General features: G+C 55.8%; 13 protein-coding genes. 7 read left to right on the top strand and 6 right to left on the bottom strand.

The window, feature by feature from the left end; all coding sequences use genetic code 11:
• Positions 1–104: 104 nt before the first annotated feature.
• The 4 genes from ACFSJC_RS19190 (at position 105) to ACFSJC_RS19175 (ending at position 7,645) form a co-directional block, all read left to right on the top strand.
• Positions 105–2,414, top strand: coding sequence for a glycosyltransferase family 4 protein (locus ACFSJC_RS19190; RefSeq protein WP_386028811.1), 2,310 nt, complete (start codon positions 105–107; stop codon positions 2,412–2,414).
• A 410-nt stretch (positions 2,415–2,824) separates the two neighbouring features.
• Positions 2,825–4,843, top strand: a complete 2,019-nt coding sequence (locus tag ACFSJC_RS19185; protein WP_386028810.1) for a coiled-coil domain-containing protein — start codon at positions 2,825–2,827, stop codon at positions 4,841–4,843.
• 436 nt (positions 4,844–5,279) lie between these two features.
• The gene (locus ACFSJC_RS19180; protein ID WP_386028809.1) at positions 5,280–6,710 is read left to right on the top strand and encodes a coiled-coil domain-containing protein; all 1,431 of its coding nucleotides are present in this window, start codon (positions 5,280–5,282) and stop codon (positions 6,708–6,710) included.
• Complete coding sequence (locus tag ACFSJC_RS19175) at positions 6,707–7,645, top strand: sulfotransferase (RefSeq protein ID WP_386028808.1); 939 nt, start codon at positions 6,707–6,709, stop codon at positions 7,643–7,645. The genes ACFSJC_RS19180 and ACFSJC_RS19175 overlap by 4 nt, the downstream gene beginning before the upstream one ends.
• Positions 7,646–7,704: 59 nt before the next feature.
• Here the strand turns inward: ACFSJC_RS19175 and ACFSJC_RS19170 are convergent, their stop codons facing one another.
• The 4 genes from ACFSJC_RS19170 to ACFSJC_RS19155 are packed head-to-tail and all read right to left on the bottom strand — an operon-like array spanning position 7,705 to position 17,211.
• Positions 7,705–8,478: a methyltransferase domain-containing protein gene (locus ACFSJC_RS19170; RefSeq protein ID WP_386028807.1), complete on the bottom strand. Its 774-nt coding sequence runs from the start codon at positions 8,476–8,478 to the stop codon at positions 7,705–7,707.
• 5 nt (positions 8,479–8,483) lie between these two features.
• The gene (locus ACFSJC_RS19165; protein ID WP_386028806.1) at positions 8,484–13,898 is read right to left on the bottom strand and encodes a rhamnosyltransferase WsaF family glycosyltransferase; all 5,415 of its coding nucleotides are present in this window, start codon (positions 13,896–13,898) and stop codon (positions 8,484–8,486) included.
• Positions 13,895–15,526 (bottom strand): BNR repeat-containing protein, encoded by a 1,632-nt coding sequence (locus ACFSJC_RS19160; RefSeq protein WP_386028805.1) that lies wholly within the window; start codon positions 15,524–15,526, stop codon positions 13,895–13,897. The genes ACFSJC_RS19165 and ACFSJC_RS19160 overlap by 4 nt, the downstream gene beginning before the upstream one ends.
• Positions 15,526–17,211, bottom strand: coding sequence for a glycosyltransferase (locus ACFSJC_RS19155; RefSeq protein WP_386028804.1), 1,686 nt, complete (start codon positions 17,209–17,211; stop codon positions 15,526–15,528). The genes ACFSJC_RS19160 and ACFSJC_RS19155 overlap by 1 nt, the downstream gene beginning before the upstream one ends.
• A 424-nt stretch (positions 17,212–17,635) precedes the next feature.
• On the opposite strand from ACFSJC_RS19155, the gene ACFSJC_RS19150 reads away from it, so the two are divergent.
• Positions 17,636–19,567 carry a glycosyltransferase gene (locus tag ACFSJC_RS19150; RefSeq protein ID WP_386028803.1) on the top strand — a complete coding sequence of 644 codons (1,932 nt, stop codon included), beginning with the start codon at positions 17,636–17,638 and terminating at the stop codon, positions 19,565–19,567.
• Positions 19,568–19,575: 8 nt separating this feature from the next.
• Positions 19,576–20,469, top strand: coding sequence for a heparin lyase I family protein (locus ACFSJC_RS19145; RefSeq protein ID WP_386028802.1), 894 nt, complete (start codon positions 19,576–19,578; stop codon positions 20,467–20,469).
• On the opposite strand, the gene ACFSJC_RS19140 is transcribed toward ACFSJC_RS19145, so the two are convergent.
• Positions 20,372–21,433 carry an exostosin domain-containing protein gene (locus tag ACFSJC_RS19140; RefSeq protein ID WP_386028801.1) on the bottom strand — a complete coding sequence of 354 codons (1,062 nt, stop codon included), beginning with the start codon at positions 21,431–21,433 and terminating at the stop codon, positions 20,372–20,374. The genes ACFSJC_RS19145 and ACFSJC_RS19140 overlap by 98 nt on opposite strands.
• 255 nt (positions 21,434–21,688) lie before the next feature.
• Here ACFSJC_RS19140 and ACFSJC_RS19135 point away from each other — a divergent pair, with 255 nt between their 5' ends.
• Positions 21,689–22,579 (top strand): glycosyltransferase family 2 protein, encoded by an 891-nt coding sequence (locus tag ACFSJC_RS19135; RefSeq protein ID WP_386028800.1) that lies wholly within the window; start codon positions 21,689–21,691, stop codon positions 22,577–22,579.
• Between the two features lie 51 nt (positions 22,580–22,630).
• Here ACFSJC_RS19135 and ACFSJC_RS19130 read toward each other — a convergent pair whose 3' ends face one another.
• Positions 22,631–23,008, bottom strand: a complete 378-nt coding sequence (locus ACFSJC_RS19130; protein WP_386028799.1) for a hypothetical protein — start codon at positions 23,006–23,008, stop codon at positions 22,631–22,633.
• Between the last annotated feature and the right edge of the window lie 7 nt (positions 23,009–23,015).

Here is a 23,015-nt window from a genome sequence, read left to right as displayed (position 1 = left end):
TTCACTGCGGAGCCATAGGATAGCGGGCAATGAGCGATGATGTTTCCTTTCTTGGGGATACCGAGCGTACCATTTGGCTGACCCGTCCAGACCTAAGGGATCTGTTGGAGGAGGATGCCGGATTATTTCTTGCCTGGCTTGCACTTTTCGGCCGTGAGGAATACAAGGGGTTATCTGAGATAGTGCCAGCTATTCCCCAGTATTTGCTGGAAAGCTCGTGCCAAGAAGCCTTTACGGATGTGCAGCCACCGCTGACTCGAATTATTCGCTTGATGTGGCTTATTCGGAGCGATCTGAGAGAGCGATTCGATATCGCCGAGAGGAATGGTCAGGAAGGGCTCGTCTGGTGGTATTACACTCAGGGGGCTGTGGAGCATGATCTCCTAGATAGGATCAGCCAGGATGAAGCGCGCGTGCTCAACCGGGTCGTTCCTTCCCGTAAAAAGGGGCTTTTTTCTCTGACACGCTTCATGCAGAAACTCTGGGAGGCGCGTTCTGACCTTCAGTCGGAATTCGATATTTCCACCCAGAAAGGCCGGGACTCTTTCATCCTCTGGTTGGTTTTGCAGGGCGTTTCTGAACTGAATTTGGATAAGGCACCGATTGAGCTCCCGCCTTCCTTGCTCAAGCCGGCCGAGACGGCGCTACCTGGCGTTCGCCCCCCCTTAACGCGACTGATGCATCTCGTCTGGAAATATCGCCTGAATCTGCAGAAGGCTTACGATCTGGATACGGAAGAAGGCCAGCAGGAATATATCTGGTGGTATTTTACCCAAGGAGGCGCAGAGTATGGCCTTGCCCGTTTCTCGACCGAAAAACAAAAAGAGATGCTTGCCGAGCCTGCCGACGGATTCCCGCAGGACGATCCACTGCCCATCAATCGCCTTATGTTCAAGGTGTGGGAGCGCTGGCCCGATCTTCGGAATGCATTCGATCTGAATACGGCTCAGGGGCGAGCGCGATTCACAGCTCGTTACTACAGCCGTGGGCTGGTCAAGCTGAAATTGGCGCCAACACTGACCGCCAGTCAGCGCTCCGTGCTTTTGCAACCGGAGGACGCCGATTCCTCGACGCCGCGGATTCTGTCTTGGATCTGGCGCGAGAGCAAGGCGCTCCAGGAGCGTTTTCCGGATCCCGGATCCTCGGCCTATCTGCAATGGGCCATGGATGAGGGGCTCCGCGAATATCCAATACTCGCCGAACTGCCCGATCTCGTGTCGGCCCTGCGACCCGAAGTCGAGATCCAGAGAGGATCGGTCATCGCCAAGCGATCGGCCGATTGGAAGCACCGTCCACTAGGCGTCAATCTCATCGGTTATCCGCGCGGACAGCTCGGTATCGGAGAGGACATCCGCATGGCCGCCTTGGCCTTGCGGTCAGCGGAGATTCCCTTCTCCATCTATGCCGTCGAGCCTGGTTCGGATGTCTGTCAGGCCGACGAAAGCTTGAGTAGCCATGTCTCGGATGACCTTCAGTATTCCATCAATCTGATCTGTATGACGGGCATCGAGACCGCACGTCTCGCGGCGGTCGAGGGTCGGCACCTCTTCGGCGGACGCTATACGATCGGCTATTGGCCGTGGGAGCTTCCAGACTGGCCGGAAGAATGGCGGCATGCCTATGGCCTCGTGGACGAGGTCTGGGCTTCGAGTCGCTACACCTACGAGGCCTATCGCCGCTCCTGTTCGAAGCCGGTCCGGCATATGTCAATGGCGATTGCCGTCGAGCCGGCGAGCGGGTTGACTCGAAAGCACTTCGGGCTTCCGGAAGATCGTTTTCTGTTCGTCTTCTCGTTCGATATGCTCTCCAGTATCGACCGCAAAAATCCAGAGGCCTGCATCAGGGCATTCCTGGCCGCCTTCCCGAAGGGTTCCGAACCTGTGGGCTTGATCGTCAAAGCGATGAGAGCCTGCTCCGAGAATCCTCGCTGGCAGAGCCTGGTCGCCGAGGCCAAGCGCGATCCCCGCATTAAGCTCGTCGACGGGACATTGGATCGCTCCGTACTCCACGATTTCTATCGCGCCTGTAATTGCTATCTGTCGCTGCATCGGAGCGAAGGCTTCGGTCGTGGAATGGCGGAGGCCATGCTGCTGGGCAAGCCTGTCATCGCCACGGGCTACTCCGGCAACATGGATTTCACCGTTCCTGGAACCGCGATGCTCGTCGACCACCGATTGCGTCCCGTGAATGCGGGCGAGTATCCCTTCGGCGAGGGACAGCTCTGGGCCGAGCCGGATATCGAGCACGCGGCCTGGTGCATGCGCCGGATCGTCTCCAGCTCGGCGCTCCGGGTTCAATTGGCGCGGACTGGGCTGCATCTCGTTAACTCGGCCTATTCACCCGCACATGTGGGTGCGGCATACGCGCAAGTCCTGAGTCAACGGCTGAATTTCGCAAAGCGTGCAATCCAATGAACGTCATCTGTATCACGGGAATCGGCCGAACGTACCTCGATGCCATTGGAGGAATCCTGCAGTCCTCGGGGGTTGATGTGGCCCGGACGCTCGATCATGCCTCCGTTCCAGATCTTCTGAACTGGCACGAGCGCTTGCTGGCTCAATCATCCAAGGGTAACGAGGACGCTGGCATTCGGGATCCAGGACGGCTTTGGGAACAACTTGCCACCGATCTTTTCCTTGCGAACATCGATTCAAAGGTCTGGTATTGGTCGGATTCCAATAGTCTATGGCTCATGGATTTCTGGCTCGGCTTTGACCCGAATATCCACTTCGTATTGCCAACCCTATCGCCGGTTGAATACCTCATGGAGCGGATTCGGCAAAGGCATACCGAATTCAGTCCAAGAGCCGCTGTCGAGGAGTGGTTGAGCTCCCATCGAAGGATGCTGCGCTTCCATCTTCGCCACCCGGATCGGATCCTGCTCCCACGCGCGGATGATTGCCTACGCTCGCCGCAATGGCTCGTCGAGCGCTGCAACGAGCACTGGTCGCTCTCACTCGAGGCAGCAGCCGAACCGGCATCCGAATATCCCGCTCAAGACGCCGATCTCCTGCCCCGTTATTTCGTCGAGCAGATCCTGGCAAACGTCCCCGAGGTGAGGGATCTCGAGCAAGAGTTGGCGGCCAGCGTTCAAGGATTGGAGGATCCCAATCTCCCTGCCGCTTGCAGCGATGAATCACTGGACCTGTTCCAGGCCTTCCAGGCGCTTCTGGATCGCCAGAACGAGATCAGGCAACTCCATGACGATGGGGCTGGGCTGCGCGAATTGCTCGCGACGCAAGAGACGGAATCCAAGCAGCGCTTGACCGCGTCGAATGCGCGGCTCGCGCAGATGGAGAAGGAGAAGGCAACGCTGACCAAGGAGCGAGACGAGGCGATGAACCGAGCCAAGTCTCAGCAGCAGCGCATCGACGCCTTGAGTAAGGCAAAGGCGGAGTCCGATCAACGTTTGACCAAAGCCGAGACCGAGCTTCGCGCCCTTGAAACAGAGCATGCGGATATCCGAGAGGAGAACGAACTCCTCCTGCTTCAACTGCATCAGGTACAGGAGGAACTCGAGTCCATTTTTTTGAATGCCCAAAGCGTCACGACGGCCCACGCGGCGGAAAAGGACGAGTTCACCAAACGTTTGGCCGCGTCGGATTCGCGGCTTGCTCAGAAGGAATCCCAACTCCAGGCATTGCAGGAAGAGAACACCCTTCTATCGCAGCAACTCCACCAGGTTCAGGAAGAGCTCGAGCGATATTTTCACATGCACCAGGAGGCTAGGCAGGCGTTCGAGACGGTCAATGGCCGCTGGCTGCGGGTACTCCAGCGCAACCGGCTCTATTGCGATGCGGATCGCATCGATATCCTGCCGGCCTCCGAACATGATGGCAGGGCATTGGCTTGGCGCATGCATTCACTGAGCATTGCCGGTCGCTTCATCGACCGATTCGACGTCAGCACACTAACGCATGATGAGGGGATGACGCTGATCATCGGCCGGGATTCGCCCCAAGGCGTGCCGCTCAAGCGTTGGTCGGTGGTCGCCGACACTGCCGAACTGCATCTTTCGGTTGGTCTTCGGGCGTCGGTCGATTCCTTGCTCGACCTTGCCCCCAGCGACTGGATGCTGGTCCACGGAATCCTGCGTCTCATGGGGGAGACGCTGGCCGAGCCAGATGCCCAAGCGCGTATTCCGAACCATGTCTCCCTTGAGGATCTGGGAAACGCCGTGTCCGCTTTCGCTGCGGGAATGACCTCGCTGCCGGCCGTTCTGCGCTACGAAGACATTCGCTTGAAACGGGAGCAGATCAACGCCGATTACGAACACCTCTGGATTCGGCTGGATGACTTGGAATATCGAGGCCTCCGCTGGTCAGGGTTCGAGTTCCGGCTCTCCTGCGCCGATGTCCGACCCGAGGTCTTCGGAACCCATCCCAAGCTCGAATTTCCCGAGTCCGCCGAGCCATCACCCCTGGATCAATGGTTCAAGGAGAGCAGCGATGATTTCGGTCCCAAGCTCGAGGTGCGGTTCGCCTTGCCCGACGCCATCGATATAGATGTCCTGAGCCGGCTCGAAACGGGTGACAGATCCTTTATCGCCGCTCTCATCGAGCGTCTTCCCTCGATGCTCGCCTGTCTCGAGCGAAGTGGCGTCGATCTGACACGCTCCTGGGATGACTGGAGGTCGCTGGTCTCGAATATCCAATCCATCTGGGATCGGCAAGTCGCGTTCAATCCTGATTGGCAGGAGGCGCCCGAGACTCCCGAGACACCGAGCGCCCCGCCGCTCGCGGACGCTTCTTCCACACAGACACCGGAACCGGCCCCTGCTGCCGAGCGGGATGCAGCCCACACGAGAGAGCCGAACGCCAATGTCCTTCGCTTCTGGACCTGATTCCGTGCGTCCCATCTACGCCGATGCCATCGATCCCCAGTGGGCGCGCGGTCTGAGTCCGCCGGACCGAGTCGTTCATATCGGGGCTGGAAACGGGGCCGGACCTATGCATGCCTGGCGTTCCTGGTCCGTCTCCAGGGCGTTCATCCTAGATGCAGATGGACAAAGGTTAAGCTGGACCCGGACGTTTCTCGAACAGTATCCAGGCTGGCGGATGGCGGAGGCGATGCTTGCGGACTCGGATTCCGAGCAGGTCTTTCACCGCACCAGCAATTCCAACGAGGACGGATTGCTTTCCCCGCAGAGCCTCGTGGCCCTGTGGCCAAACCTGCGTTCCGTCGCCGAGGAGCCACGCAGGACCCAGCGACTGGAGACGTTGCTGACCCAAACCGGTTTCGTCGAGGAGCGGGAGGTTTCGTCCGAGAGCCTGTGGGTTTTGCTCGATTGTCTGCCTGCCGGTCCGATTCTGCGCGGCGCGGGGGAGCAACTCGGGCGCTGGTCAGTCATCTGGTGTCGCGTATTGCTGCGCCCCTTCGATGGAATGCTCGAAGAGGCCACCCTCGGATGCGTCGAATCATTGCTCGTGCCACTCGGTTATCGCTGTATCCAGGTCAGCGAAAGCAATCATCCCGCCGTGGGAGAGGCCCTTTTCCTGCGCGATTGGAAGGCCGTCCTGAATCCACGCCTCGATGGGTTGCGGCAGGATCTGGCCCACCTATCCGAAACATCGGCCAAGCAGGCGGAACAGCATCGCTCCCAAACCGCTGCGCTCACCCAGGAGCGCGATGGGCTTGCTGAAGAGGTTGCCAGCTTGCGAGAGCGCTCGACAGAGCTGACTGGCCGGGTCGAGCAACAGGGCAAGACGATCAACTCCCGTGACACGGCGATCGATCAGCTCATCAAGGTCAATGAGGCACTCGAGCACACCAAGGACCAGCAGACCCAGCTTGCCGCCAAGCGGCTCGAGCAGATTGAGGCACTCAAGAAGGAACAGACCCAGCAAGTCCAAGCCATCGGCGAGTGCGATCAGCGGCTCGCGGCCCAGACCGCTGAGATTGCCGCCGTCAAACAGGCCCGCGACGAGCAGAGCAAGCTTGCCGCCGAGCGGCTCAAGCAGGTCGAAGTACTCCAGAAAGAGCTCGAGGCATCACAGCATCAAGGAGCCGACCAAGAATCTCGAATCGAGGCTTTGAACCAAGCCAAGACCGATCTGGAACAAAAACATCAAGCGGTCGCCAAGACCCAGGCAGAAAACGCCAAGGCACTGGAAGAGGCTCGTGAAACAATCGGCGTCCTCAGTACGGAACGAGATCAGTTACGCGAACAATTCAACCAAGGTCAGTCCCAAGTCGAGGAACTCGGCAAGGCTCTTGAGACAGCCAAGGCGGAGACCGACAAACACGCAAAACTCGTCGCTCAGTACAAGACAGAGGCCGACACGCAAGCCAAATTGGCGGCCGAGCGTGCCGAGAAACTCGAGCAGAGCGAGCAATCCAAGGCCGCGCTTCAGCGTGACAACGCCATCGCCCTGCGTATGCAAGTCTTGAGAGAGGCCGACCTCAAGGACCTCCAGCAACGTCATGCCGAGGTCGTCGCACAAAAAGACAAGCAATCCATCCTGCTCAAGCAGCTCACGGAACGGCTTGCCGCAGCCTCCAGCTACCTTCACCAGATCAAGCACGACGGGCATAGCATGGGCGACGGTGCGTCACACGACAGCCAGACACGCGCAGCGATCACCGCGCAGGATTCCGGGTCGCCCGCAAACTCAACAACAGCCGACCATTGCAGCATCCAAGCAGGAACAAACACTGCCGCCTCCAGCACAACGGCCGATGGCCTGGTCGAGCCCGAGCAGTCCCCATGAGCCGCCGTACCGGTGACAGCGCAGCCGATTTCGTCGCAGCCATCGACAGCGCGCTCGGGCTCTTGCAGGATTATGCCGACCAAAGCGGCCCTTCTGATGCCAAGGCCCTCGCACAGCCGCTTCCCAGCCTGCTCGAACAGTGTCAGACCTTGCTCGCGGAGGCCGAGGTCCAAGAACCGCCTCCGGTGCGTACCCTGCACCACCTGGCCTGCACCGGCGGCACCCTGATCAGCCGCTGCATTGCCGCGCAGCCCAACACCCAGGTACTTAGCGAGGTCGACCCCCTCAGCCCCTTCGTGCCCGGCGGCTTTCTGCCGACCGACCTGATCGGCCTCAGCCGTTTCAGCTCGCGTCCGGCCGACCAGGAGACCCAGATTCAACTGTTTCTCGCCGGCCTGCGCGTCCTCTACGACCAAACCACGCGTGACGGGCAGCACCTGATCCTGCGCGACCACAGCCACGGTCATTTCAATTTCAGCGATACCGTCCAGGAGCGGCCCTCATTGCGCGAGATCGTCAGCCGCGCCTTTCCGGTCAAGAGCCTGATCAGTGTGCGCCATCCGTTCGATTCCTACCTCAGTCTGCAGGATACCGGCTGGGTGCAGCACTTCACCCCGCCCACACTCGATGAGTATGCAAAACGCTATCATGCCTTTCTCGATACCTATCGGCACTGCGAGCGTATCCGATACGAGGACTTCGTCGCCGATCCAGAGGCGATCATGCAGAAGATCTGCAATGCTCTGGTGCTTGGATACAGCCCGGATTTTCCCGATACCTTTTACGCTATCGAACTCTCCGGCGACAGCGGCCGCCGCGGCGACGTCATCGGCCCGCGCCCCCGACGTACTCACCCGCAGACGCTCGAGCAAGAAGCCCGGGATTCCGAGTCCTTCATGAATCTGCTGACCCGACTCGATTACAGCTTGGATTGAGGGATGACCGTCAAGAGCAAGCCTGAATGGGATTTGCGTCAATGTCGTAGTGCGAGTCATCACACGGGACGTAACACCCCGTGACCTTTCACGGACTCAGCAGTATCCATTATCACTCGGGTAGGTGCCAATATTTCCCAGATTGGACCATATCCTTCTCCACCAACATCGATTGCAACCTGAATTTCGTAATATAGAGGAAAATCGAAATTCACGTCATTATCTTTTGGTGGATGTTGTTCTGCTCTATAGTGTAAAGAGTCTATTTTTGAAGATAAAGAGTGTATTATTTCATCGTTAGAACTTGTTATTGGCTTCTTATAGCCAATCGCAAAGTCTACGATTTTGTTTTGTGCTCTTACCTCCATGAGATAATAATAAAAATCAGTTGTTACCATTTGGTTGCGATGCCCTGTCCAATGCGAATAAAATGTCTTGAATCCGCGTTCGAAAAGCAGAAAATCGGCATCGTAAAATGGCTGTTTTATGATGACAGAATTCTTTGTAACCTGAATTGCCTTGTCAATAATAGCATATGCTTCGCTTCGAGAATTCAAATGTTCCAGCATATGAAAAATTGTCACATATTGAACATACTTTTCAGTAGGAATATCGAGGATATTCAAATCGGTGCAAATTATGCCATTCTTTGCTGCTTGGTTCAGTTTCTTTTGATCTAAGTCGAAGCCGATACCGTTTAATTTTACCGCTTTTTTTGTCCAATTAGTGCCTTGACCCTTTGAACACCCGAAGTCAAAAAAATTTATATCATGTTCCACGATGATTTTTTTCATGCGTGCTTTATTTGACAGTAAATTTTTTTTAATAAACATCTTTTTTATACTTTTAAATTACAGACAAATTCACGAATCTCGCGAAAAGTCTTTTCCCATGAAAGCGTTGATATTGTTTCCAATCCACCCTGACGAAGACGCGCCAAATAATTTGGATGCTCCAAAGCATAAATTATTTTTCCCGCAATCTCGTCAGGAAACAGCGACGTCAAGATGCTATTAACACCGTCTATTAGTAACCATGATGTAGATGGATTAGTATTCGTGACAGTCACACAACCGCTAGCCATAAATTCGAAGGGCTGATAAGAAGGATGTGGGGTTAACATGAATACAAGACCTAGATTGCTATTGCGATACAGATCAGCGATTTCATCCATAGAGGATAATATTCCGCAGTTTTCTATAATTCCCTCAAGATTGTATTCTGACGGCGACCATTTTCCTCCTGCTGACACAATACGAACACGATCTCCAAAATAATGTTTTACCTTGGCTAATGCTTGAAGTCCAATAGGAAAGGCATTGCGCTCGTTATTTGGGCGACCGTAAAAAAAAATTTGAAAAACGTCATTAGTTTTTTGGTAATCAGTTTCGCGCGGATAAAAAATTTCGCGGCTAACACCTGGTTTAAAGCAATAGTATGATTTTGAGAATTCAGAATAGCGATCGGCAATACCTTTACTGTTGCAAATACCAATAAATCCAAAGCCATAAGTCGCATCGATTAAACCACTCACAGCTCCGGCAGGGTAGAATAAAGTCTCATAATCTTGCATAAAATAAAATTTGGCTTTGCACTTATTATACTTTGCAAGCATGTATGCTGTCGGCCATGATGAACAAACTCCAATGTCGGTAGTCGGTAATAAGGCTCCGATATTGGATTCTGCGTCAAGAAGCGTCATCTTGAATTTTAGATTTGGAAAATACGAAAGAATCTGACGCTCATCAAATTTAAAGGATGTTCTGGATGAAGATTTTAAAAGTATAATTTCATTATGTGTAGACCAATGCTTCGACCAATCTTCCGCGACCATTAGGATAGTTCTAACGCCGCCCGCAAGTAGATTGCGAAATGCAGGTAGTATCCAGAGGGCGTGTTTAGGAATTCCGTTCCAAGTTTTTTGTATTGTAGAAATTAACTTTTCGTTTTCCTGAATTTCCTGCCAAGTAATATTTGCAAGTAATAATTCCGAAGGAAAAATTTTTGAATCTAGACTAACAAGTTGTTTCAGTTCAAATTGCCTTTGCTCTATATTGCCAATTTTGTTTTCTTGGTGGGAGCTTGATGGAGATGAATTATCTCCAGGAATGGCAAGTTCTTTCTTAACATAGACCTCGGGCTCTATCCCTAAGCCGATGCAGCATTTTTCCCTCACGGAAATTAATATCGGATGATATTGGATCAGCTCTACTGCCCTTGTAATCCGCTGTTCTCCATGCTTTGCCAGCAAAACTTCACGGCCTTTTTTCGCATGTTGCAAACGCGCCTCGATGCCGAAGCTTTTAGACTTTGCATGGTAAACGTAAAGATGTGTGGCAATTGCAAGTTGAAAACCAGCGTTCTGCGCTCTCATTGAATAATCATCTTCTTCTCCATATCCACGAGGAAAGCTATCTTCATCAAAGTATCCGATCGCTTCTATTACCGATCGTTTTATTCCGTAACAGAATCCGTTGACGAGTGGAACCAATGGAAAATGAGTAACAGTACCATAATTCTGAACAAACTGATCCATTTGATCGACTGTGAAAGCGTTTGGCAGGTCATTAACGAGCGATTTTTTTGTTCTTGGATCACGTAACAAGGGGATCGATTGCCATGATGCTGCGTTGCTTAAAGGTCCAACAATACCAATGTAGGGTCGACTGTAAGCAGCATGAATCAGTTTTAATGTCCAGTTGCAGGGAACAACGGTGTCGCTATTTAATAGAACAACAAATTCAGCATTTGAAGCTTTTAAACCTATATTTGCAGATTTTGTATAGCCAAGTGCGCTTTCGTTACGAATCAGTCGCGTACGAATAGAGCTGTCTGTAAAATATTCAAGATACTGCGATGTTTCCTCTTCAGAACCATCGTCGATAATAATTATATTCTGGCTTTCAAGGGTTGTTTTACTAACGCTGTCCAAACATCGTTTGACATCTTCCAATGCATTGTGAACACAAATTACGATATCCGTTCGAATTGCTTGAAATTGGTTCAAAAACCCAAAGGGTATTATTGGCTCACGTTCAGTCCAAAAAGGCTTCCGGTCATAGGCAAAAGACTGGGGCAAGAAAGTTGGTAATACATATTTTTTGTCACGTGCAGTACTCTTAAATCCGTGCTGAAAAAATTGAAATCCTTGATGATTCCTAACTGATCTTCCTTTTTTCATAAGTGGCAGCCACTGTATACCATGCATCCAAATCATATACATGAAAGAAATCTGATCTCGTTTACTCCCCTTTTCTTGTTGTAGCCACCAATCAATATTAAGCTGCTTGATTTCTTTAAGATTATGCTTCCTTATCAATATACCTGTTTCTATAAGCCCGTACTTCTCTGGAAAGCCTTTCTGCCGATAAATTTCGACCTGATTATGAATGATTGTTTTGTCGTCTTTCTCCTCATCAACGCAGATTTTAGCCTCCTCATAGGTACAGTTGCGAAAAGGATGAGGGATCGCCCCTAGGCCACATGGAGACGTTGTAACATATTCGACAAATTGCGATAAAAAATCTTCACGAATCAGAAGATGTGCATCAATCCAAATAGATATCTCGTATTCCGAAAAATAATAGTGTGGGTGCGTTTTTACAAACCGTGCAGTTAGCACATCATCTTGGGATAAATAGTCAAAATGCCGTATTTCCCAAGGATGGTATCCAGGGATGCTTGAACGGTCAGTAAAACAAATATAATCCCAATCTGAGTTTAAAGAATTCGGTATTTTCAAAACATCATAATTGTTTGTGATCGCAGTATAGACGACTACTTTTTTTTGTGATGTTTTTTTGTTAGACCAATAATTAATCACTTCTTTTAAGATTCTCTGATCTTGCTTGCTTAAGTTTGCTTGAGAAACCGTAGATGCTTTCCTCATAAAATTTGGCGATTGATACGCTGGGAGATATTTCGTTGCTTGGCCACCATGTGGAAACAAGCAGTAATCATTATTTTCGTGTTTCCTAACGTCTTTCATATTTTCTAGATAACGAAATGGAACATCATGCTTCCACAATAAATACATTACAGAAAGCTGGTCTCGACTAGAGTGTTTCGATAATTCTTCCCACCAAGCGTTATTGAATTCTTTAATTTTTTGATGATTGTTATTGCGGATGAGAATCCCAGACTCTATCATCCCGTAATTTAGAGGGAATCCCTCATTCAAGTATTTTGCTACTTGTCTTTCCATGACTTCAAACCGGTCTTTTGATCGGCGCTTGCACATTTCGAGTTCTGATGTCACGCATTTTCTGTCAGGATGCGGATTGACAAACATAAGGGCTTGCGAGTCCATCGCTTTTTTTACAGATTCATATAAATGCATCCCTTTAATTAGAATGTTTGCATCCACCCATATTACATAGTCGTAATTTCTCAAAAGAGTGTGTGGATGCGTTTTTACATATCGAGCAAAACGTACTGGATCATTATGTGGTATATTTATCAATCTGACGTCAAAAATATGTTCTCCGAAAATTGGTGTGTCAGAGAAGACAAAATAATCCCATTCCGTACAGATCGATTCTGGAACAATTAAAGGATCGTAATTATTGCTTATCGCTGTAAAATAGGCTATTCTCGCTGAGCGGGATTTTTTGGCTTTGTTATAATAGCGTATGTTTCTTAGTAAGATATTCTCGTCAGCTCTATATACTCCCGATCCTCCATGATTCTTCCCGTCTGAAGGAGAATTAGGAATTAAACCAAGAAGGCACGAATAAGGCGCAGCAGGTATTCGAGAGCTAAAAGAGGCAAGCTCTGGATTTTTTGAAATGCTGTGCGAGATGGGGTGGGTTCTAGGTTGGTGCAGTAGTTCACTAAGCGTTCCATAGTCAACCCCTTTTAACATATCAACCATGGCGACATTCAAGGGTCCCCACTCCGCCTGCGCCAGCGCTCGTTGAAGCCAGCGTCGGTTGACCTCGGTGCTGAGTATTGATTCAAAATATCCTCGTCCCGTGGCTTGCAAACGCGCGGAATTGACGGGGTCGTCCAACACCTGAGCCAGCGACTGGGTCAGGTCGTCTGAGGTGACCGGCTGGATGGCGTTGGCGACGACAGCATTGTCTAGCGCCGGTATTTGGGTGGCGAGCACCGGAACGCCCATGCCCAAGGCATCGCTGAGACAGGCGGGCACTTGGAACTGGGCGGCGAGGGTTTCCGGGTTTTGCAGCAAAATACAGAGATCTGCTATGGCCACCACGTCAGGGATGGCGGCAATAGGATGGTTGTCGATGAAACGGTATTCGACCCCTGGGATGGCTTGCAGCCGTTGTTTCAGCGCCGAGTCGAGGAAATCGCCGACCAGGACGAAGAGGATGTCGGTGCGACTGAGCGCCGCAATGGCCTCGGCGGTTACGACCGGACCTTTGTGCTCCCCAGGTGTAACAAAGAACAGCACGACTTTTTTGTCCTGGGGGATGCCATGGGTCTCCCGGCTCCGGCATTTGTGTTCTGGCGCGGGCTGGTAGCGCTGTTCGTTGCGCGCATGGTGGATTATCTCGCCGCCATAACATTCTTGCAGAACTGAGTTGCATACGGTGACGCCGTCAAACTCCTTGGCCAGACCAACGGTCAGACGCGTCCAGTCCTTGCCGGCCAAGTTCTTGAGATCGGGCAATTTGCCGTGCTGCTGCATGTAGTCGCCGATGCTAATAGGGGTTGTCGCATCAACGAAAGCGAGTTCTTCGTCGTCGATATCCATTAACACCTTCGCGCCCCAAAGCAGCTTGTAGAGGATGCCGAAGAAGATGTTGGGCGCGCGGGGTTTGGAAAGATGGACAATGTCGTAAGGGTGTGCCGCTACAAGTTGTACAGCTTGCTCGATGAACCTGCTTTCGTCTTCGACGACAAAGGAGTGCTTGGCAATTGAGGTGTCACGGATCGGTTTCCAGATCTCCCTGCCAAAGCTGGGGAATAGACTACCAATGATTTCAACATGAGCGAAGGTTTCGTAGATGGTGGCCAGGGTGTAAACCCGGCCGGCGGCATTGTGGGCCAATTCCCAACCGCAGACGCCAACGCTGGGCTTTTTGATGGATCGGCGGATTGCCCGGTATTTCTGAGAAGCGATCGACAAGTTTGCGATTATGCTTTTGGCTAACTCCGGCTGCAGGACGATGACCTGGGCGTAATGGGTGATAGCCTCTCCATAGTTACCTTGGCGGAGCGCTTCGTTGCCATTGACTAATGGTGTACGGGAGGCTTTATCACCAAGTTGTGTAGGTGGTGTCGTCATTGTTCTGGATTGAGTTGAATGTCGATAAGGCTGATCGGGTACTGCACTGCGCGGTGGCCTGTGTCGTGATTGGGCTGCTCATTGTACTGCACCAGCAGGGTAAGCATATTTTCTTTCTGCCAGCGCTCCCGGTCGATTATCGGCTCGGCGAAGCCGATATCCTCGTCCGCTAAAATCTGGATATTGTGCGGCTGATAAATGTAATTGGGGGCAGGCAATAAAGTGGCTGCCAGGCGATTTTGGGTGTGGTCGCCGCGGGTGATGATGTAGGCGTTATCATGCCTGTCGATCACGATTTCGGGGCGGCTGATGGGGATTTGCAGGGTGCCCCCGCCTTGCAGGCTGAATCCCTGTGTGCGCTTCGATACGAATTGATGGTGCCAAACCCTGCCATCGAACCAGAGATGCTGGTACTGCGGCACACCAACAGGGTCGTCGGCGTAGAAGACGATGTGCGACCAGTTGTGACTATCCAGCGCCATACTGGTTTGGTTGATAAGGTTGCTGCCCGGCGAAACGGGGTGGATGGTTTCGGCATTGACCTGAGTAATGGGCAGTCTGTAGGGGCGTCTGTGCGAGGTTTGCCAGGTCAGGCCGTTGTCGTGTGAGCAGGCATAGCCGATGTTGATATTGTTGATGCGTTGCTCTTCTCCCAGGGGATGGGTGCGCCAAACGAAGGAAAGATGCAGCAAGCCATCCGCACCTACGGCTGGGTGGTTCCAGTAGGCGTTACTGGTCCAGGGTTTTTGTTCTGCCCCACTCAATATGGCTTGCGGGTGATTGGCCCAGATTTCTGTGGCTTCGTCGTATGTCTTTAGGCGCGCCGTGCCTTTGTTGTGGCGTCCATCGCGATATAAGAATGTCAGCGGGAACTCATGGTGAGGCAAGATGAAAGTAGGGTAGGTCACCTTTTCTTCGTGCGAGCCGGTCATGGGCAGTTCGTCAGACCATGCAGTGATGTCGCCCGGTTTGATGGAGCGGCGATAGCGCAGTTGGGTGGCATGATGGTCATAGCTGATGTGTAGGTGGCCTTGCCGGTCCTGCCCTAGGCTGACGCTGTTGTGGGCGTCGCGCAGGTTGTATTCGCCACGGAGATCGTGGGTGGTTAGGGAATCGGTTGCTAGGTCGCGCTGAACAAGCCGCAGTGTGTGGGTATCGACATAGAAGGCGGTGTATTGGGTTTTGCCATCCGTCAGGATGCCGTGATGGCGGAAGATGACGGTGTTAATGGTGTTGCCGGCCCAGGCGTTGCCCAGTGAACGTCGAGCGTAAACCTGCACCGTAAAACGCGGCTTCGGCTGCGATTGGCCGGTACTGGTGTGCACCCATGGCGCAAACCGGCGACCTGAATGATTGCCTTGGCCAGTGCTTATTATGAGGGAGCGGCGCAAGGTGGCGATCATGGTATTGGCCTGTTTCCGAGTGCTCAAGGCAGTAGCACGACTGAAAGTTGGGTAATAGCCGCGCATTAGCTGTCTGACTAGCGCTTGTCGATTTGCACGGTCGGCGAATGCCTCTATGGCAACGTCCAAGGCTTGATCCGTGTGGCCGCGTCGAGCGAGCGCCTCAGCTTTGTCAAGCACGCCGGCAACGGAGTCGAGGTTCTGTTGATACGGGAGTCGCTGCATCAGGTCCTCGCGGGGTTTGACTGAGCCTTTACTAGGGTGCGCGGTAGCGGGCCGAGCAGGTGTATTGCGCTGAGGTGTTCGAGGCAGTCAGGTCCAGAGGTATGACCGGCTAAGCGGGTATCTGTGCGGTGTTTGGTTCGTCTGAACTCATCGGCAAGCAGGGTTTGCAACCGCTGGCGGTTGGCCTGCAAACTGAGATTACGGGTGAAGACCGGGTGCGGTTGGCGTGGCTGAGGCTCGGGCGGGCTAGTGGCCAGAGTGGCGCTCAGCGTGGCGGCCAGGGTGTCACGCGTGACCGGGATGAAAGCGTCCTGCTCTAGCAAATCGGCTAGGCCGGGGGTGGGCTCGGCGAGCACGGTGAGTCCCATGGCGAGGGCGTCGCTGAGCTTCGCTGGGGTCTGGTTACGGGCGGCCGGCGAATCGGGGTCTTGCAATAAGACGGCGAGATCGGCAGCGGCGAGTAGGTCCGGGATGTCGGCGAACGGCTGATCGTCGAGCAGGCGGATGGTGAGCCGGCCGCGCGTCTGCTCGGCTTCTAACGCCTCGCGTAGCGCTTGCTCGGAGTCGGGGAAACGCCCTGCGATGAGGAGCAGCAGGTTTGGCTGGCTCAGACTAGCAAGGGCTTGGGCGGTCTCGAGCAGACCTTTGTGCCTGCGTGGGGTGCCGAGGAAGATGACCACGCGCTGGGCGGGGGCGATTTGCCACTGAACGCGTGCGCGCGCGCGCCGCTCTGCGCAGGGTCGGAACTGACGCGGGTCGCGGGCATGGCGGATGATGGTGCCGCCGTGGCGTCGCTGTAGGGCGCGGTTGGCGACGCTGAGGCCGTCGAAGGCGTGACAGAGGCTCATGCCAAGCTCGGTCCAAGGGCACCCAGGGAGGTCTTGCCATGGCGGAAGGCCGTTGTAGCGGCGCAGCCAGTGCTCCAGTGCAGGCGCCGCTGTGGACTCGGGCGGTGGACTGGATGCTGGCGGGCCTGCTGGATCGGCGGCCTTATCGGCCGGTGGCTGGAACGGCGGGGCGCCGGTTGGCAGCGGCTCGCCGTGGACGAAGGCCAACTCGTCGTCATCGATGTCGACCAGCACCCGGGCGTCCCAAAGCAACTTGTAGAGTAAACCGAAAAGGATGTTCGGGAAGCGCGGCTTGGATAGGTGGATCAGGTCGTAGGGATGTGAGCTGACCAAGTTGATGGCTTGGGCCATGAACTGGCGGTCATCTTCGACCAGGATGCTGTGCACGGGGAGGTCGGTGTCGCGGATGGGCGCCCAGAGCTCCCGCCCGCGGCGAGCGAACAGGCTGCCGATGATTGCTACGCCGTGGATACCACCCTCCCCGTGCGCGGCCAGATCTTGGTAGAGGCTAGCGAGGGTGTGGGCACGGCCGGCGGGGTTTTCCGATAGCGACCAACAGGCGACGGCGACCTGGAGCTGACCGCTGGATTGGCGCTGGCGACGGTAGCGCTTGCGGGCGAGCAGGAGATTTTGGGCAAGGTGGTGCGATAATTGGCTTGGTTGCGGTTGGTTGTGCTGATCAAGCAGGCCGAGGGCGTAATGACGGATAGCTGCGGCATACTGGCCGGCGCGCAGGGCCGCGTTGCCTTTCTGGAGGGCCGTCGGGTTTTTTGGCGTGCTAGCGTTCGGCTCTAGTGGTTCGCTGGTATCGACTGCGGGGTACTGAAAACCGGGCATCAGCATTTGTCAGCTCACATTATGATGTGCGCTCGAGCACGAAGGTGGGGCTTCGCACCGCTTCATCGGCGCTGAGCTGGCGGATGCGGCTCATTGCTTGCTGGGCTGGCTCATGAGACACAGTGGCCATCGTCATTTCCCCCTTCCAGTGTTTAACGAAGGTGATCCAGGCGCGTAGCGGACCCGGCGGTAGCCCAAGACGATCGGCCTTCATGAACTCGATCAGGTTCGTCTACAGGACGTTCCCCAGCGAGATCTGAGGCTGGAGCTCATCGCGCATCTTTATGCTCGTATCCGCTTAGTGTACCAATATCTTGTCCAATCAACAGAGCAGTCGACGCTGGCCGGCAAGACTTTTTGATTGTAGTGTCAGATCGAGAATCCCGATGATCAGCGACGCGCTGGTGAACTGACGACTTGTGGCATGACATCCCGTACCAGCACCTTGAATGCTGCCAACGCCGCCTATGGTGCGGGGGATTTCGCGCGAGCCGTCGCACTTTACGAGCAAGCCATGGCCGAGAATCCGGACCTGGCCCCTTTCTACCAGCTCAACCTGGATCGGGCGCGACAGCGCTTGGGCATGCTGGACACTCAAGAGGAAAGGGTGTCAGGCCGTCATGCCGAGGCATCCACTGTTCCCTCGCTACCCGATGCTTCAAACAGGCCGACTATCAGTCTTGCCGATCTCTATCGGGAGGTGGACGCGGTCGAGCTTGCGCTTGCGTTGAATTCGCCCGTTCCTACACCGGCGCCATTGGTGTCGGTGTTGATGACAGCGCACGATGTCGCCGCCTATATCGAGCAGGCCATTACCTCCGTCTTGCGCCAGAGCTGGTCCAATCTGGAATTGATCGTCGTCGATGATGCCAGCACGGACGCGACCTGGCGCATCCTGCAGCGTTTGAGGGAATCCGATGAGCGCCTGCGCTGTTGGCGCCTCAATACCAATCTAGGCACCTATTTCGCCAAGAACCTGGCGCTGCGCGAGGCGCGGGGTGCCTTTCTGTTCTTTCAGGACGGCGATGACCTGAGCCATCCGGAGCGTATCCGTCTCGGGATGGCGCAGTTGATGCGCTCGGGGGTCATGTGCGTGCGCGGTGCCTATTCTCGGGTCTCGTTCCCGTCCGAGCGGGTGCTGCCGGTGAATGGCTTGATCAGCAAGCTCGGGCTCATCACCCTGGGCGTACGACGCGAGGTCGCCGAGGCGATCGGCTACTTCAACTGCACGACCAAGGCCTCGGACGAGGAATGGTTCGAGCGTCTCAGGGCCTATGCGGCTCGGCATGGCGGGGTCGTCGCGGACATCTCCGCGCCGACCTATTACAACGCCTTGCGCCCGGACTCCTTGTTCGCGGACATGGTCGCCAACGATCCGGCGGCGGACGGGCATATCGAGCAGCGTCTGTCGGCCGAGCGGACCGCCTATGCCGAGGCATTCCGTCAACGGCATCGCGAACTGGGCGTGGAGGGGTTCAAGGCATTTTTCCGCTTTCCCGTGCTGCGGGACCGCATTCCCGTGGGATCCGGTATGAGCTTGCTGCCGAATCCGCGCTGTCCGGTCGTCGTCAGTCTCTGCTCGATTCCCGAACGCGAGGCGCTGCTGCGCAGGACGCTGGAGACTCTGGTCGATCAGGTGGATGCGGTGCATCTCTATCTGGATCGCTATCCGAGCGTGCCCGAGTTCGTATGGGACCTTCATCAGAAGGTGCGGGTCGTCCGGTCCTCCGAGGTGCCCGGATTGCGGGACAATGGCAAGTTCCTGCCTGTTGCCGCCTTGGATATGGAGTGCTATTTCCTGACGGCCGATGACGACATTCTGTATCCGCCCGATTATGTCGCGGCCCTGATCGAACGGATCGAGCATTATGGCCGCAAGGCGGTGATCGGTGTGCACGGCGTTCTGGTGCCGGAGCGGGCCGAGCGCTATTTCTCCGCTTATCGCAAGGTGCTGCTGTTCAGCAAGGCATTGGAGCGGGATGCGCTGGTGAACAATCTGGGCTCAGGGACGCTGGGCTGTCATGCCTCCCTGTTGCGCGGTCTGGGGCTCGGTCATTTTCCGACGTCGGGGATGGCCGACCTGCATCTTTCCCTCTTCTGCAAGCAGCGCGGGATTCCGATGATCGCCCTCGCCCGTCACGCCAACTGGCTGGTCGAGCAGCCGAGCCCGAATGCTACCCTGTTCGACGAGCACCGGAATGCCGATGAAGCCCAGTCCGCGCTGATACGGTGCCATCGTCCCTGGGGCTATGCGGCGATCGGGGCGGCCGTGCGGTCGGCGACGGCAGCGGCTCCGGTGGAGGTTGCTGAGCGCCTGCGAGCCTTGATGCCGGTGCTGGGCGCTTGCTTGCGCTGATGCCCCTCATGTCGATGACCTGGAGCACCAATGCTGTGCTTGGTCGAATCTGGTTCCGGGGCCTGCTGGTCTGGCTCTGCGCCGCGCCGTCGACGCCGGCCTTGGCCGAGCGGATTGTGGTGCCGAACGGGGCACTCCAGATCCTGTCTCTCGGTTATGAGAGCGGCCGCATTCATGCCGCCGACTTGGGGGTGACAGCGGCACCACCGGCGGCTGGCGATGCGATTCGTGTCGATTGCTCCACTGGACGCGAGGGGGACTGCTCGCTGCGCTCGCGGGTGGGCCCCGGCGAGGACTATCTGTCGTTCGGCGCGCCGCGCGCCGAGTCGAGCGCCATGGGCAATATGCGGGTCCGCTACCACGCGGGCTCCGCCTTTCGGTATCGCTTCAGCTTCAAACTCGCGGACGATGGGGTGACGGCGCCGGCCGCTTCGGGGGTGGGCCGTCCCATCGCCATTATCTGGCAGTTCAAGCGATTCAAAGGGCGCCCCGATGTCTTCCTGGGGATCAAGTCTGACGCCCTGGTCATGCGGGTCGGTGCGCGCGATCAATATGAGCTGGTTCCCGCGCCCGTTCCGGTCGGGCGTTGGGTCGATGTCGATATCGAGGTCCTCTGGTCGCTCACCGACGCGGGAAGGCTGCGGGCCGAGGCATCGCTCGCGGATGGTGCAGCCTGGCCCTCGGTCGAGCTGTCTGGACCGACCTTGCTCGATCAGCCCGCCCCTTCGGGCTATCTCAAGTGGGGTCTCTATCGGCCGGATGCTGTCGGGCGGTTCAAGGTCGGGACCGTCTGGCACGATGCGATCAGGATCGATCGGCTGGCGCCGAGCGCGGCGGCGCGCTCCATGCCAATACCTTGGCGGGTTGCGACATCTCGCCAAGCACCGTCAAGGGGCCGTTGAGACCGTATTTGGTCCATAGGGTCTCGCAGGCTCGGCGCATCTGCTCGACCCGTGGCCCGTCCTGAGCCAGCCGCTCGAGCCGTTGGGGAAGCTGATCGACGGCGGATTTGGATTCTGGGATCCTCAGCACCGCCTCGTCCCATTCCTGCTGATCTCCCGGCAGGCGTAACGCATCGGCGAGGATGACCGGAATGCATCCCAGCCCCAACGACTCCCAGAGACGGATGCTGTTCGGTCCCGAGCCGGATGGACAGAGGCTGAACACCGAGTCCCCAAGAATCGATGCGTAATGGCTGGCGTTCTGACGCTCCTGCCGTCGTTCGTCCTCGCTGAGACGCTCGCCGCCGATCTGCTCGCCGTAGACCTGGCGCTCATAGTGCCATTCGTGTCGTCGTTCGACATAGGCGTCGTCGCGAAGGGGGAGGTCGAACAGCCACTGCCGCACGGCGCTCGAATAGAGCCCCGGCTGGTAGGCGCCGATGAAGCTGTAGAGATAGCGGCGTTGCGCGGCCGGCCGGTTCGAGAGACCCGCGTCCGCGCTGCCGTCGAGACAACGCACCGGATACAGTGGAAAGGGATGGACGCGGATGCCGGCGATCATGGGTTCCGACGCCGTTGCGTGAGGCCAGTAGAGGTCGGTGATCCTCAGACGCTCGAACCAGGCCAGCATGTCTTTGGCGTATATGTGCTGGCAGACGGTGGCTCGGATCAGAGTCTTGCGCGGTGGCGCCTGCTGCAGCATGGCGAGCAGTGGTTCGGCTCTGGCCATCTGGTTGCGTCGCAGCAGATCGATGAGTGTGGCCCAGGGGAAACACACCAACTCGAAATACCGACCGCTCGGGAGTTGTGCGCGACATGCGTCGTAGACCCACTGCTCGGTTTTGGCGGGGATTTGCCAGTCCTGTGGAAAGGCGAGAATACTGCCTGAGCGTATCCAGGCGGCGGACTGTCGATTGGAGGTCATCGCGTTTCCCCTGTCCTCTATTCGGAATCTGAGTGCTTGGCCGTTGGGACGCGCGATGCCGAGCGGCGCGCTCCGAGCCTTGTCGCTATCGTCAGTCTTCACTAGTCTGCCCGGTATCTCTAGATCGACTCGAGAGGGACGCTCCGGTCAGCCTTCGGTGGTTTACGCGCTCGAACTGAATGAGTGCATGGTGCGGGTAGAGGAGGAAGTGACGTTTCTGTAGCGTTTCGAGAGTCTGGGACGAGGAGCTGCGGCGTGACGGGTGAGCGACAGCCTCAGGTGTCGATCGTGATGCCTTCGCTGAATCAGGCTCGCTTTCTAGGGGCCGCGATCGACAGCGTCCTGGAACAGGACTATCCGAGAATCGAGCTGATTGTCGCGGACGGCGTCTCGACCGACGAGACCTTGGCGCTTCTGGAGGCGCGTGCTCGGACGGATCCTCGCCTGTGCTGGTTTTCAGCGCCGGACACCGGACCGGCTCAGGCGGTGAACCGTGCATTGGTCAGGGCTCGCGGCATTCTGATCGGTTGGCTCAATGCCGATGACATCTATGCTCCAGGGGCTGTGACCCGGGCCGTCGAGGCGTTGAGCGGCCATCCCGAATGGCTGATGGTGTACGGTCATGGCGAACACATCGATGTCAGGGGAGGCGTGCTGGAACCCTATCCGACCCTACCACCGGAGACTCCCTTCGATAGGTTTCGGGATGGCTGTTTCCTGTGCCAGCCGACCGTGTTCTTCAGGCGTACCTTGTGGTTGCTCCTTGGTCCGCTGGACGAGACACTCCAGACCGCGTTCGATTTCGATTACTGGCTTCGGGCCTTCGCTCAGATGCCTGAGCGCATCGGTTTCGTGGATCGCGTCCAGGCCCGATCACGGCTGCATGCAGACGGCATCACCCTGCGGCAGCGCCAGTCGGTGATGCGTGAGGGCATGGCGGTATTGGCTCGGCATTTTGGGACCGCTCCGCCGAACTGGGTGCGGACCTATGTCGAGGAGCTTGTCGATGGACGTGTGCCGATTGCCGCTGAGGTATGCGCCAAGGAGGTGGCGCTGGCGTTTCTGGATGAGGTCCGTCCATTGCTCTCCCCTGCGGACTATTGGACCCTGCTGGCTCAGATCGGGAGCGACCCTCGGCTCGTGTGAGGAGGGGATCGACGTGCGACTCCGAAATCCGAGGTGAATTCTGTTCCTCGTTCAGATAAACCCTTTTTCGTGCAATGTGTTCTTCAGCATCTGCCAATTCGATCGAATGTCGTTCAGCGTGGATTTGATGCCATCGTTCGGCGCTGAATCCATGTTAGCAAGCCACTGCGCCACCTTGCTGATTCTGTCGGGTAGCATTCGAGCATTTGCTTCTAATGTCAGATTTGCGAGTTTCTTCTGATTGATGATCCATTCGACGACCACGGACCTTTCTTCTGGCGTGCAGCTGCTTTTCAGTGTTGCAGAGGGTTTCAGTTTTGAGCGTTCGATGGTTCCAAGCGTGACGCGCATGCGTTGTTCTGTCTTCTCATCGACTGATATGCGATCAACCTCGATTTGATCGCCGAGGAACCTGAACTCAATACTCATCGTCTCT

This window comes from Thiorhodococcus fuscus (genome assembly GCF_042682685.1).
GTDB lineage: Bacteria > Pseudomonadota > Gammaproteobacteria > Chromatiales > Chromatiaceae > Imhoffiella > Imhoffiella fuscus.
Note: the sequence above shows the minus strand (reverse complement) of the source record. Positions and strands in the feature narration are given on the sequence as shown.

Bases quoted from the DNA above. Each gene is read 5' to 3' on its own strand.
- ACFSJC_RS19175 (WP_386028808.1), top strand. From the start codon at position 6,707: ATGAGCCGCCGTACCGGTGACAGCGCAGCCGATTTCGTCGCAGCCATC.
- ACFSJC_RS19170 (WP_386028807.1), bottom strand. From the start codon at position 8,478: ATGTTTATTAAAAAAAATTTACTGTCAAATAAAGCACGCATGAAAAAA.
- ACFSJC_RS19165 (WP_386028806.1), bottom strand. From the start codon at position 13,898: ATGACGACACCACCTACACAACTTGGTGATAAAGCCTCCCGTACACCA.
- ACFSJC_RS19160 (WP_386028805.1), bottom strand. From the start codon at position 15,526: ATGCAGCGACTCCCGTATCAACAGAACCTCGACTCCGTTGCCGGCGTG.
- ACFSJC_RS19155 (WP_386028804.1), bottom strand. From the start codon at position 17,211: ATGCCCGGTTTTCAGTACCCCGCAGTCGATACCAGCGAACCACTAGAG.
- ACFSJC_RS19150 (WP_386028803.1), top strand. From the start codon at position 17,636: ATGACATCCCGTACCAGCACCTTGAATGCTGCCAACGCCGCCTATGGT.
- ACFSJC_RS19145 (WP_386028802.1), top strand. From the start codon at position 19,576: ATGTCGATGACCTGGAGCACCAATGCTGTGCTTGGTCGAATCTGGTTC.
- ACFSJC_RS19140 (WP_386028801.1), bottom strand. From the start codon at position 21,433: ATGACCTCCAATCGACAGTCCGCCGCCTGGATACGCTCAGGCAGTATT.
- ACFSJC_RS19130 (WP_386028799.1), bottom strand. From the start codon at position 23,008: ATGAGTATTGAGTTCAGGTTCCTCGGCGATCAAATCGAGGTTGATCGC.